10 protein-coding genes and 1 pseudogene are annotated in these 12880 nt (G+C 34.8%); 9 read left to right on the top strand and 2 right to left on the bottom strand.

Going from position 1 to position 12880, the window contains the following annotated elements; all coding sequences use genetic code 11:
• Positions 1–545: 545 nt before the first annotated feature.
• From QM928_RS07165 to QM928_RS07200, 8 genes and pseudogenes are all read left to right on the top strand, one after another.
• Positions 546–1760: a pyridoxal phosphate-dependent aminotransferase gene (locus QM928_RS07165; RefSeq protein WP_414294891.1), complete on the top strand. Its 1215-nt coding sequence runs from the start codon at positions 546–548 to the stop codon at positions 1758–1760.
• Positions 1761–2157: 397 nt separating this feature from the next.
• Complete coding sequence (locus tag QM928_RS07170) at positions 2158–2598, top strand: DUF2625 family protein (RefSeq protein ID WP_186823212.1); 441 nt, start codon at positions 2158–2160, stop codon at positions 2596–2598.
• 504 nt (positions 2599–3102) lie between these two features.
• Positions 3103–3996, top strand: a pseudogene (locus tag QM928_RS07175) (helix-turn-helix domain-containing protein); the annotation flags it as partial.
• 61 nt (positions 3997–4057) lie between these two features.
• Positions 4058–4591: an ABC transporter permease gene (locus tag QM928_RS07180; protein WP_414285148.1), complete on the top strand. Its 534-nt coding sequence runs from the start codon at positions 4058–4060 to the stop codon at positions 4589–4591.
• 71 nt (positions 4592–4662) lie between these two features.
• The gene (nrdI, locus tag QM928_RS07185) at positions 4663–5127 is read left to right on the top strand and encodes a class Ib ribonucleoside-diphosphate reductase assembly flavoprotein NrdI (RefSeq protein WP_414273773.1); all 465 of its coding nucleotides are present in this window, start codon (positions 4663–4665) and stop codon (positions 5125–5127) included.
• A gap of 18 nt (positions 5128–5145) precedes the next feature.
• On the top strand, positions 5146–6015 hold the full coding sequence (locus QM928_RS07190) for an Rgg/GadR/MutR family transcriptional regulator (protein WP_414273772.1): 870 nt from the start codon (positions 5146–5148) through the stop codon (positions 6013–6015).
• A gap of 346 nt (positions 6016–6361) precedes the next feature.
• Positions 6362–8302 carry a kinase gene (locus tag QM928_RS07195; RefSeq protein ID WP_281335511.1) on the top strand — a complete coding sequence of 647 codons (1941 nt, stop codon included), beginning with the start codon at positions 6362–6364 and terminating at the stop codon, positions 8300–8302.
• Complete coding sequence (locus QM928_RS07200) at positions 8299–9531, top strand: transporter (protein WP_281335510.1); 1233 nt, start codon at positions 8299–8301, stop codon at positions 9529–9531. The genes QM928_RS07195 and QM928_RS07200 overlap by 4 nt, the downstream gene beginning before the upstream one ends.
• Positions 9532–9904: 373 nt before the next feature.
• Here QM928_RS07200 and QM928_RS07205 read toward each other — a convergent pair whose 3' ends face one another.
• Positions 9905–10153: a MarR family transcriptional regulator gene (locus QM928_RS07205; protein WP_414273771.1), complete on the bottom strand. Its 249-nt coding sequence runs from the start codon at positions 10151–10153 to the stop codon at positions 9905–9907.
• Positions 10154–10552: 399 nt separating this feature from the next.
• Positions 10553–12244, bottom strand: coding sequence for an arginine--tRNA ligase (argS, locus tag QM928_RS07210; protein WP_414294890.1), 1692 nt, complete (start codon positions 12242–12244; stop codon positions 10553–10555).
• 143 nt (positions 12245–12387) lie between these two features.
• Here argS and argR point away from each other — a divergent pair, with 143 nt between their 5' ends.
• Positions 12388–12834, top strand: a complete 447-nt coding sequence (gene argR, locus QM928_RS07215; RefSeq protein WP_001231485.1) for an arginine repressor — start codon at positions 12388–12390, stop codon at positions 12832–12834.
• Positions 12835–12880: the final 46 nt, after the last annotated feature.

Genomic DNA, 12880 nt, shown 5'->3' on the forward strand with positions numbered 1-12880 from the left:
GTTTCGACTACTTTTAATTATAGTAATTGTAGGACTTAGTTCAGAGAGAATCAGATGGTTCTCTCTTTTTTGTTGCCAAAGTAGAATCATATTCAATTAAATGTTTAGGTGGCACTTTAAAAAAGAGTTCCTTTTATATGTACTTATTTGAAAATGCAAAAAGTTTTGGTGTATAATATTAAGTGACAGGGCAAGGGAAAGAAGTCAGTGATATGGTAAAATTCTTTACAAACAGACTCGAATTAGCCCAGACATCGTCTATGTTGTTTGTTGAGTCGACTTATTTTTTCTTTGCGTTTTGCTGATCACAGGAAGAAATTCGTGCGTTCATGCAACTATCATCCATAACGATGCCTTCGTTTTCGATTCGTAGTTGATATGCAACTGTGTATCTACTCTTTCTTTTCCAGAGAATAGAAAGGAATCGACCTTGCTCTGTTTACCTTGCGTTAAGCAAGGTTTTTTTGTGGAATGCTATCGCGAAATTTACGATTTTTCTATCAAGTGGTATAATATTAAGTATCCTGATGAATTGAGGAACTCAAATGAAAGAATTTAACAAATCAATCAAATTAGAGCATGTGGCTTACGACATTCGTGGTCCAGTCCTTGAGGAAGCCATGCGTATGCGAGCAAATGGGGAAAAAATCCTCCGTTTGAATACAGGAAACCCAGCTGAATTTGGCTTTACAGCACCAGATGAGGTCATCCATGATTTGATTATGAATGCGCGTGATAGTGAAGGTTATTCGGACTCAAAAGGTATCTTTTCAGCCCGTAAAGCAATTATGCAATATTGCCAATTGAAAAAATTCCCTAATGTAGGCATCGATGATATCTACCTTGGCAATGGTGTGAGTGAGTTGATTGTCATGTCCATGCAAGGTCTCTTGGACAATGGCGATGAAGTCTTGGTTCCTATGCCTGACTATCCTCTCTGGACAGCTGCAGTTAGCTTGGCTGGAGGAAATGCCGTTCACTACGTCTGTGATGAAGAAGCTGAATGGTATCCTGACTTAGATGATATCAATTCTAAGATTAGTTCAAATACTAAGGCTATCGTTTTGATCAATCCAAATAACCCAACTGGAGCCCTCTATCCTAAGGAACTCTTGTTAGATATTATTGAGATTGCTCGTCAAAATGACTTAATTATCTTTGCGGATGAAATCTACGACCGTATGGTTATGGATGGCAATGTTCATACACCGGTAGCTAGTTTGGCTCCAGACCTTTTCTGTGTTAGCATGAATGGTCTGTCTAAATCGCACCGTATCGCTGGTTTCCGTGTGGGTTGGATGGTCTTGTCTGGACCTAAACATCATGTAAAGGGCTATATTGAAGGTCTCAACATGCTTTCAAACATGCGCCTTTGTTCCAACGTCTTGGCTCAACAGGTTGTTCAAACTTCACTCGGTGGTCACCAATCGGTGGACGAATTGCTCTTGCCAGGTGGTCGTATCTACGAGCAAAGAAATTTCATTTATAATGCCATTCAAGATATTCCTGGTTTGTCAGCGGTTAAACCTAAAGCGGGTCTTTATATCTTCCCTAAAATTGATCGCAATATGTATCGTATCGATGATGATGAACAGTTTGTTCTTGATTTCTTGAAGCAAGAAAAAGTACTTTTGGTTCACGGACGAGGCTTTAACTGGAAAGAGCCAGATCACTTCCGTATCGTTTATCTGCCACGTGTAGATGAGTTAGCCCAAATCCAAGAAAAGATGACCCGTTTCTTGAAGCAGTATCGTAGATAAGAACGATCTAGGTTTCGAGTACAATCAGCAAATTTTATCTCAGAGAAATCAAATGTTTTGATGATTTTAACATTGTTTCTCTGAGTTTTTTCATATTTTAAAAAAATGTATTGATTATCTGCAATATCCTAAGAAGTTTGAATTTGTTGATTTAGATAATGAAGTATCTGCGATTGAGCTTCTTTAATGTTATGTATATAAATAAAAATGAAGCAAGAGTGAAAAATTGAATGGGATAGGGTAGATGAATAAAATGTTAACTACGAAAAAGATTATTGCGGAATTTGAGGAAAGTTCTAATGATATTAAATTCCTTGAATTTAACAAAAAACTAACGGATAGTATATAAAGACCACAAGAACTGAAGTTTATCTTAGAACATTTTTCTTATGTAACTGTGAATGGTTATTTAAAAATCTTGGGGAATGATTCAGAGAATGGCTTCAGCTACTGTAATAAATTGTTTTCAAAATGTTATAATTCGAATCGTTGTTTGATAGCTTATGATATCTTGGGTGGTCTATTTGCAATAAATATTGAAAAATTAAATGCAATAGAATATTTCGCTCCCGATACATTAGAATGGGAGGATTTGGAGATAGATTATAAGGACTTTTTATATTGGGTGACGACAAATCAGTTAGACATATTTTATCAAGAGCTGATAGTATCAGATTTGTTCACATTAGATTTATCGCTTGAATCAAATGAAGTTGTTTTGACCTATCCTTTTATTTGGTCAATGGAGTACACTCCATCAGGTGCAGCTAGAAAAATAGTCCCTTTTAAAGAATTGTTAGAAATGAATGCTGATTTTTATAGACAGTTAAGGATGTGATAAATAAAGGGGACAATGCATGAAAAAGATATTTGAAATTAGTACATACAGTAAAATAGTATTAAATGGGGAATAATCATTAATGTAAACTGTTATTATTAAAGACTTCCATAGCAAAAAGTTTTTTTGTATAAATGTGTATTACGAATGTGTGACTGATAGACAAATATTAAAATATATGATAAACAAAAATAGAAAAAAATTAAAAGGAGAATCCTTATGTCAGTAATTTCATCAGTGGGCCTCACCTATTGCTTGACAAAAGAAAAAAGCAAATAATGTAGATAACAAATCTCACAATGAAATGAGGTCGGGCAAAAAGTCTTTAAAATAAAAGAAAAGTATATTATCAGATGTTTCAAAACCTTGATTTAACAAGATTATTGAATTTTAAAATTTCGATGTATTGCAATAAAAATTAACCGAAAAACTACATTCTTTGTGAAATAAATTAGATGCTTGGATATATAGAAAACGCTCTAGTCAAAATTTCATGAGCCCGAAATATTGAGTCAGCAACTCGATGAAGAAGCCTTCAAGACTCATCTCAGCCAAAAAGAAAATTGGTGGATTGGACTTTCAAAAGAAAAACAAGGGAATTTTGTCATTCCTTACTACGTCCTAGGTCAAGACTGGCAGATTGTCCTTGCTGATCAGGAATTTGAGGGATTGTTGGTCATGCCTTTTGAAGTACCTTATCAATCCAACTTTGAAAAATGGAAGCGTGATGTTGAAAAGACTCTCTTTTATGGTTCGGTCAATTTAGATCAGTCTGAAAGTCTCTTTTCTTACTACGAACCTATCTATCGGGTGATTATTCAAGGAAATCTCCAGCAAATTATTGATGAATTGACCTTGCTTGAGAAGATCGTCCTTGAAAACACACCGAGGGTTTCCATTACCAAGCAGCTCTTTACCCAGTTTGTCATGGATGTTTTCCATCTTTTTGAACATTTGAAAGCAGACGATATGACAGATATTGTCAAGAACATCCATGCCATTACAACTTTTGAGGACTTAGTCGCTTATACCAAGGAGACCTTGACTTCCTTTTTTGGTCAATACCGCATGAATGAAAATGTAGTCAGCGTACTTGAAGTTATTGGTAGAGACTACAAAAAAGAGCTTTCCCTCAAGGATATCAGCAAGGATCTCTTTATCAATTCCGTTTATTTGGGTCAGCTAATCAAGAAGGAAACCAATTCCACCTTTGCGGAGCTTCTCAATAAGCAACGCATCAAGGCTGCCCAGCAACTCTTGCTATCTACAAATGATAGTATTGAGGATATTTGCTATACGGTTGGATACAGTAATGTAGGTTATTTCTATAAGGTTTTTCGAAAACTGTGTGGGAAGTCTCCTAAAGCCTACCGTAAACAGGTGGAAACGAACTTGTAACAGTTGTTCTCCTTCGTAAAATATGCTATAATAATTAAAAAATTATGAGGAGGTTACTTTTATGAAAAAGAAACCAATCTATCTTTGGGTATTGCTGATTTTATCAGCCTTACTCTCAGCAATGTCACTATTTGGAATCATATCTCCAGTACCTACTGCGGAGGGTATGAGCAATTTAGAAACATCAGCATCAGGTGTTAATGCTACTTATGCTAAGGAGCTCGTTGCTTACACCATTAAGGTATCGGAGCATGGTCATTCTGTCTTCAGCATTCTCTTGGTTGTCTTATCTGTTATTCTAGTTGTTGTGGCTTTGGTTTTCCTTATTCGTAAAAACATCCAATTGGCTAACTACACTTATCTTGCTTATGTCTTCGTTGCCATCGTTGGTTCTATCTACAACTTTATCGGCGTTCAGGATGCGGTTTCACTTTTTACAGACCCTAACATCCGTATGGGAGCGGAGCTTGGTGCCAAAGGTTCTGCTATTTTGGGGATCGTACTCAATGTTATCTTCCTAGCAATCGTCTTCTATAAGATGTGGCGTCAGCAAAAAGAATTAACAGAAGCTCAAGAAGAGGAAGAAATTGCCTAAGAGTTGACAAAGCATAACTATCAAGATACAATCTTGGTAGTTATTTTTTATGATTCAAAAAGGAGGAGAAAATGAAAAAAATTTCCTTAGTCTATATCAGTCTGAGCGGAAATACGGAGAGTTTCGTAACACGATTGAAGGCTTACCTATTAGAACAGTATGGGAACATTGAAGTGGAAAAGATCCATATTAAAGATTTGGTCAAGGAGGGGGAAAATTTCTTTGAGATGTCCAATCCATATGTGGCTTTCCTACCGACTTATCTAGAAGGTGGCAATGGTGTTGATAACGGAGATGTGGAGATTTTGACCACTCCAGTAGGGGATTTTATCGCCTATGGTGACAATGCCAGCAAGTGTTTTGGTGTTGTAGGATCCGGTAATCGTAACTTTAACAATCAATACTGTTTGACGGCTAAACAATACAGCCAACGCTTTGGTTTCCCTGTTCTAGCTGACTTTGAGATGCGTGGAATGCTGGGAGATATTAAAAAGGTTGCAGGGATTATTGCGGACTTGTATGAGTTAGATAGTTAAGAAGTGTGAGGAGTCAATATGCAAAATATGGGAGAGATTTTTAAAGAGTTACGAAAGAGTCGGAATATATCCTTACAAGAGGCGACGGGAGGAGAGTTTACTTATTCCATGTTGAGCAAATTTGAACGAGGGGAGGCTGATTTATCATCTGTGAAATTAATTACTGCTTTAGATCATATTCATTCTGATTTGAATGAATTTATGTATTTGGTACGTGGTTTTGCTCAGAAAAAGAATTTGACTTTTACAGAAAATCTTTGGAACACATATGAAAAAGAAGGTCTTGCTTCTCTTCAAGCATTGTACGAAAGGACATCTAAAAAGTATGCCTCAAGTGCTGAAAAAAGCTATCTTTTACAAATGATTCGTATCAAAAGTGTTCTGGTATTTTTTGATTTAGAAGCAACAGCAACTGATGAAGAGTTGGATTTTCTTTATGACTATTTTTTTACTATTGATATTTGGGGAAATTACGAATTAGAACTATTTTCAACCATTTCTACCTTGTTTCCTCTTCCGCTCTATTTTAAATATGCTAGGGAGATGCTACAAAAAACAGATTTATTAGGTTCTTTACCGGATAATAAAGTTAGTATTGATACGATTTTAATTAATGGACTATTTAAAGCAGTAGAGGAAAAAGATAAGTTAAAGGCAGATTATTTCATCTTTCAGATTGAAAAGCGAGATTTACCAGAGCAAGAAGCCTATCTTAAAATTATTTATATGATTGCCAAAGGTTATTACGATACTATTTTTACATTATCGGATAAAGGGGGTGTAAGAATTAAGAGAGGTATTGAGATTTTGAAGGATTTAGAATACGTAGATGGTGCGACATACTATGAAAACTACTTTTTAAATCAATTTTCATGCAAGGAGTTGTAATATATTCTTATGGTGTTAGCTGACAAAAAATAAATTCGATTCTTAATGTTGCATATTTAATAGTTTCTAGAATATAATTTATCTATTTTGAAGAAAAATATATTACAAAAAAGTGGGGACTCCCGCTTTTTTTGTTATACTTGATTCATAAAATAAAGGAGGTAACAGAAATGACAAAATTTGCAATGATTGCATCAACACATGCAGAACCAGTCAAAGAATTTGTAGCAACATACAAGTGCACAGTTCATAAAGGATAATGAACTAAGGTATAGATTGGTAGTGTTTTATAAGGAGTATGGACTTGTATATCATACTCCTTTATCTATTTGTAAAAAGGTGAACTATGGATAGAACGGATTTTACATATTGTAATGAAAATTTATATGAATTGGAAGAGTTTGGTTTTAAAATTCATATTTCTGCCACTATAAATAATTATAAACAAGTATTTGATGTAGTTAGTGAGTTGTTAGAGCAAGAAGGAGCTATGTACAAGTATTTGTCTGACTTTAATAAAATTTATAAAAATTTTTCTGAAACTGAATCATTGGCGGAATCAGGGAAGTTTATAACAATTTATCCAAGGAATAGAGAGAATTGTATAAAGTTACTTGAAAAGATTTATCAAAAATTACCTTGTAATTTACAAGGCATTTATATACTAAGCGATAGAAACTATAAAAATTCTAATAATATTTTCTACAGATTTGGATGCAACATAGTTAATGAAAATAATTTAATTGATGGTTTTCCAACTATGTATGGACCAGATGGTGAAATTTGGCAAGATTATCAAAAAGTCTATTTTGATTTACCTAAATGGATTGAAGATATTCAAGAGCCTCAGAGATTTATAGATACGTATATGTCTGATAATTATGAAATAAATTCTATTCTAAAAAGTAGCAATGGTGGTAATATTTATTTGGCTAATCAAAAGGAATCTACTGAGAGAGTCATTATAAAGGAATGTCGAAACCATATATTGTCCCATGAGAATATAGAAAGAAGAAAATTAAGAGAAAAAGAGTGGATTATATCTAGTAAATTTATTAAATACAGTCCTAAGCCATTGGAAAAAATTAATGAGTGGACAAATGGATATTTTATATATGAATTCATAGATGGAGTTGCATTAAAAGATTTTGTAGATGATTATAATTTATATTCCTACTCTAAAAACGACATCACTAAAAATTATTTTAAATTTCTTACTCTTTTAAAAATTTTCGAAAAACTAATAGAATTAGTCGGATACTTTCATCAAGAAAATATTGTTTTGAATGATATTCATCCAGACAATATTATAATTACAAATATGTTGGAACTATACTTTGTTGACTTAGAAAATTCTTATTTATCAAATGAGAGTCCATTAGTAGGAATCTACAACGATATCTGTCTAGAAAAATGGAATTATATAGAAGGTAAAAAAGCAGATTGTTATAAAATCGCAAATTTGATATTATTTTTACTAGGTAGATTACAGTTAAAAGGAGAAAGAGACTCTAAAATTGATAACATCAAAGAATTACTGCTTCAAAAAGGTATTGATACTAATATAGATATTCTGATAAAATATTTATTCAGTGATGAACCAGATATATTTACTTCTAAAAAAATATTTTCAAATATATATGTTAGAAAAAATAAAGAAAAAAAAATTGATGCTTGGATAAATACTGAATTATTGCCACTAAGCAATCAAGAATTTTTTAATCTATTAGAATCAAGAGTAATCTTCTCTGTAACTACAAATACAACATCTGCTGAAATATTAACCTTATTTAATAACTTTCGTGATTTTGGATTAGAAGGTTTATCTGGTTTTTTAATTTTCTTACATAATATTTCTTTTGATAAAAAAATTATAAACAAAGGTGTTGAGATTGTACTATCAAATACGTTAGATATAGACGGTAAAAAATTTTTAAAAAATTCTTCAACAACGGCCTCTCCGTATTTATTGGATGGAACATCGGGTATTATTCGAATGTTACTATACATCGATCCATTTGAGTACAAGGATATTATTTTGGATTTGAGTTCGAGCTTGTTGGTTGAATATGCTCAGTTTTCTGGATATTGGGGAGGGATGATTGGCCTTGCAGATACTTTATTAGCAGTTTGTAAATATTTTCCTAATGATGATTTTATTTTAATAGCAAAAGAACTACTAATAAGTGGGTTTATTCTGCAAAGGGTTGCGCTCCGAAATTTAGAAGAATCTCCTCAAATCATAAATATGTATAAAATTTTAAACTATAGGAGCGATCTGTTATGAGACTATTTTTAAAACATCATCTATTTAGAATACTTACTTTATCAAGGTTTTTAAGTTCAAGTGGAGCATATATTTATAATTTGGTGTTTGTCGTCTATGCTGCTAGTTTGCCATTTAAAAGTCTAGCTGTATTTGTGGCAAATATGATTACGATTTTGCCATTCTTATTTACTTTTTATGTGGGAATTAAGGCTGATCAGACTCAAAATAAAGCAAGGATGATTATTTGGGTTGGATGCTTGCAAAGTATTTTATTTCTCTTGATTGCGATAGTAATTCGTGATTCTAATTTTTTTACTTTTGCCTTTATTTGTTTAATGAATATATGTTCAGATGTCTTATCAGATTATACAGCGGGATTACGTATGCCGATTATTCAGTATAATATTTCAGAAGATAAACTCTATGAAGCCTACTCCTTTACTCAATTTGTATCTTATTTATCAAATCTAGGAGGTCAAGCTCTGGGGGTATGGATACTCACTACAAGTCAACAAAATTTTTCTTTAGTTGCAATTGTGAACTCAGGTTTCTTTCTGTTATCTTCTCTGATTTTGTTAAAAAATAGAAAAGAACTGACACATTTGTCTATAACTGTGGAGACTCAACCAATTAATTTAGTCCAACAAATGAAAACAATCTATGCAGATATGGACTATGTGTTTAGAAAAAAGGAAAGTAAATCCTTATTCAAAATTGTACTTGTTATTCTAATTATGAACACTTTAGGAGGTGCTATTGGAGGTATTTATCATTTTTACTTATTAGACCATGATATCTATCATCTCAGTTATGCCCAAGCTCTTTTTTTGATTGAAGGTGTCAGCTTAGGGGGAGCTATTATTGGAAGTTTAACTCCTAATGATTATTTTGGGAAATTATCTTTTTCAAATTTGTTATCCCTTAATGCTCTCCTATTTGTATTACTTGCTATTGCCAATATTTTAGATTTTCCTCCTCTGGTCGGTATTATTTGCTTAGCCTTTGTTATGTATTTTATGTCGAAATCAATGCCTAAATTAGATACTCTGTTACTGTCTAATTTGAGTTCAGACGTATTAGCTAGAAGTAATAACTTCTTGAGTATGATTTTTTCCTTAACATTACCTTTTGGAATGTCTCTATTTTCCTTTTTAGCTTTACAAGATATCAGGATTTGCTGGTGGGTATTTATAGCTGGTAGTGTGATAGGTCTGATTTTGTCATTGGAGACCAATCGAAATGAGTAAACTACAGAGATCATTTTTAAAGTATATAAAACGAAAACCAAGCTTCAAGGATATTATGCTATGCAGTGCTTTGCTACTCTTAGAGTTCGCTCTGTTGCAGTTCTCCAAGAAATTTCTTGATGAAAGTTTGTCAGCATACGGAACCATGGCATCACTAGGGATTGTTATACTGGTGGGAATCTTAGTTCTCAGGAAAAAATGAGAGTGGGACAGAAATCGGTAATTCGTTAGAATTCGATTTCGTCGTCCCACCTCCGCACAGTTGAGTAGGGCTGTAAAAGCTGATGAAATCAGCGTAGTAAAGCTCACTCAACCACTGCGTCTTGCTCGACTATCCAAAGACAATTGAGAGGCTAGGACTTTTGTCCTAGCCTCATTTTCTGATGTCTTCCACAATTTCCTTTGAAATCATAATTCCCAAACGATATCCCTTATTGATGTAGTCGATGACATCGTTGATGTTTTCTGTTGTTTTAATTTTTTCCTTGATAGTAGCTCGAAAAGTTTCATCCTTTAAAAGCTGTTCTTGTAGAAGGCCTTGTAGTTTTTCCTTTTCGTATTTGTTAATGAGAAAAAGAATGACAAGACTGATGACAACTAAAATATAAGCATATTGGCTCATAAAGTCTCTCCCTCTGTGATAAAGAAGTTAATAACAAGAGAAAAGCGAAAAAGATTTTTCGCTTTTCAAGTAATGACACTATAAAATCAGGCAGACGATAGCATAGCTAAAAAAGTGGTTGTTCTGCCCCTGACTCTAGTACCAAACCAAGATCCGTAATCTAAACAAATCGATGTTATTTTTTTAGATGAATTAGTGAAGCGCCTAGCCGAATCCCTTATAGGATTTGGCGTTAGTTACTTAGATTGCTTTACAATAAAGTGATTAAAAGTCTACGACATGAGCCTAACCAAATCGATATTATTTGGTTAGGTGAATTAGTGAAGCGTTTAGGCAATTCGCCATATAGCGATTGCCGTCAAGAGACTAGGAACTTTAGTTCCAGTCTCTTGTAACGATTTACATCTTCTCCGGCGCCTCAACACCGAGCAGACGAAGTGCTTCTTTGAGGACAACTGCAGTTGCATAGCTAAGGGCTAAACGACTGTCGCGTTCTGGACTTTCATCCAAGATACGAGTGTGAGCGTAATATTTGTTAAAGGCTTGCGCTAAGCTAATTGCAAATTTAGCAATGATAGAAGGTTCAAAGTTATCCGCCGCACGGTTGATAATACGTGGGAAATCTTGGATGAGTTTAATAATTTCCCAACTTTCAGCGTCGTTCAAGCTATAGTTGGCGGCTGTTTCTGGTTTGAAATCGGCTTTGCGCAAGATAGATTGGATACGAGCATAGGCGTATTGAACATAAGGACCAGTCTCGCCTTCAAAGGATACCATGGCTTCAAGGTCGAAGTCGTATCCATTTGTACGGTCAGTTTTAAGGTCATAGAATTTAATGGCTCCAACTCCAACAGCATGAGCAACCTGGTCTTTATTTTCAAGTTCAGGATTTTTGGCTTCGATTTGGGCTTTGGCACGACTGACAGCCTCTGCAACTGTAGGCTCTAGCAAGATGACATTCCCTTTACGAGTAGAGAGCTTCTTCCCTTCTTTTGTAACCAAACCAAAAGGAACGTGAGTAATGTCGTCACTCCAGTCGTAGCCCATTTCTTGCAAGACAGCTTTGAGCTGTTTAAAGTGGGCAGATTGCTCTTGACCAACGACGTAGATAGATTTGGCGAATTGGTATTCGTTTTTACGGTAAAGAGCTGCAGCCAAGTCACGTGTGATGTAAAGAGTTGCACCATCAGATTTCTTGATAAGAGCTGGGTGTTCAATTCCATATTTTTCAAGATTCACAACTTGGGCTCCTTCTGACTCAACAAGAAGTCCTTTTTCAGAAAGGATGTCTACAACTGCATCCATCTTGTCATTGTAAAAGGCTTCCCCGTTGTAGCTGTCGAATTCAACCTTCAATTCATTGTAAAGGCGGTTAAATTCCACCAAACTTTCATCACGGAACCATTGCCAAAGTGCGAGAGCTTCCTCGTCTCCATTTTCAAGTTTACGGAACCATTCGCGTGCTTCTTCATCCAAGCTAGGGTCATTTTCAGCTTCAGCATTGATGCGAACGTAGAGTTTAAGAAGTTCATCAATCGGATGAGCTTTTACAGCTTCTTCGTCGCCCCATTTTTTGTAGGCAACAATCAGCATTCCAAACTGTTTACCCCAGTCTCCCAAATGGTTGACCTTGACCGTTTGATAACCGATTTTTTGGAAAATATGTGACAAGCTATCTCCGATAACAGTTGAGCGCAGGTGACCAATAGAGAATGGTTTAGCAATATTGGGACTAGACATGTCGATAACAACATTTTCTTGTTTACCAATAGTTTGGTCAGCATAGTGTTCTTTTTCAGTGATAACAGCTTGTAATACCTGAGCAGAAATGGCATTTTTATCAAGGAAGAAGTTAACATAAGGTCCAGTAGCGACGACTTTTTCAAAGGCTTGGCTATTGATTTTTTCAGCGATATCTGCTGCAATCATTTGTGGAGCTTTTCTCTCAACTTTTGCTAGAGTAAAGGCAGGGAAGGCGATGTCTCCCATATCAGAGTTTTTGGGTTGTTCTAGTAAATTTAAAATAGCCTCTTGATCCAGGCTGTCAATGACGCTAGCCAATTCGCTAGCGATCAATTGTTTTGTATTCATTATAAACTCCTTTGGACTTTTCTTCTATTTTATCATAATTTTGAGGAATGATAAGAATTTTTTTTGAAATATTCAGTTTTTTTGGTATAATGTTCTTATTAAATAGTTGTAAAATGTTATAAATATTCACTAGAGGGGATGTTATGAGAAAAAGAGAACGTCATCAGTTGATCAAGCAGATGATCACTGAGGAAAAATTAGGGACTCAAAAAGAGATCCAGGATCGGTTGGAAGCACGCAATGTTTTTGTGACGCAAACGACCTTGTCGCGTGACCTTCGCGAACTGGGCTTGACCAAGGTTAAGAAAAATGATAAGGTCTACTATGTACTAGCAAATGAGACAGAGAAGATTGACCTGGTTGAGTTTTTGTCCCATCATTTGGAAGGTGTAGCAAGAGCTGAGTTTACCTTAGTTTTGCACACTAAATTGGGTGAAGCCGCAGTTTTAGCCAATGTTGTCGATGCCAACAAGGATGAATGGATTTTAGGAACAGTTGCGGGTGCCAATACTCTCTTGGTAATCTGCCGAGATCAGCATGTTGCTAAACTCATGGAAGATCGTTTGTTAGATTTGATGAAGGATAGATAAGGTCTTGGGAGTCTCTCTCAAGACTATTTTTAACAAGGAGAGAATG

This window comes from Streptococcus infantis (assembly GCF_047460405.1).
Taxonomy (GTDB): Bacteria; Bacillota; Bacilli; order Lactobacillales; family Streptococcaceae; genus Streptococcus; species Streptococcus infantis_Q.

Excerpts from the sequence above, each read along its gene's own strand:
- QM928_RS07190 (WP_414273772.1), top strand. The coding sequence starts at position 5,146 with ATGCAAAATATGGGAGAGATTTTTAAAGAGTTACGAAAGAGTCGGAAT.
- QM928_RS07165 (WP_414294891.1), top strand. The coding sequence starts at position 546 with ATGAAAGAATTTAACAAATCAATCAAATTAGAGCATGTGGCTTACGAC.
- QM928_RS07195 (WP_281335511.1), top strand. The coding sequence starts at position 6,362 with ATGGATAGAACGGATTTTACATATTGTAATGAAAATTTATATGAATTG.
- argS (WP_414294890.1), bottom strand. The coding sequence starts at position 12,244 with ATGAATACAAAACAATTGATCGCTAGCGAATTGGCTAGCGTCATTGAC.
- nrdI (WP_414273773.1), top strand. The coding sequence starts at position 4,663 with ATGAAAAAAATTTCCTTAGTCTATATCAGTCTGAGCGGAAATACGGAG.
- QM928_RS07205 (WP_414273771.1), bottom strand. The coding sequence starts at position 10,153 with ATGAGCCAATATGCTTATATTTTAGTTGTCATCAGTCTTGTCATTCTT.
- argR (WP_001231485.1), top strand. The coding sequence starts at position 12,388 with ATGAGAAAAAGAGAACGTCATCAGTTGATCAAGCAGATGATCACTGAG.
- QM928_RS07200 (WP_281335510.1), top strand. The coding sequence starts at position 8,299 with ATGAGACTATTTTTAAAACATCATCTATTTAGAATACTTACTTTATCA.
- QM928_RS07180 (WP_414285148.1), top strand. The coding sequence starts at position 4,058 with ATGAAAAAGAAACCAATCTATCTTTGGGTATTGCTGATTTTATCAGCC.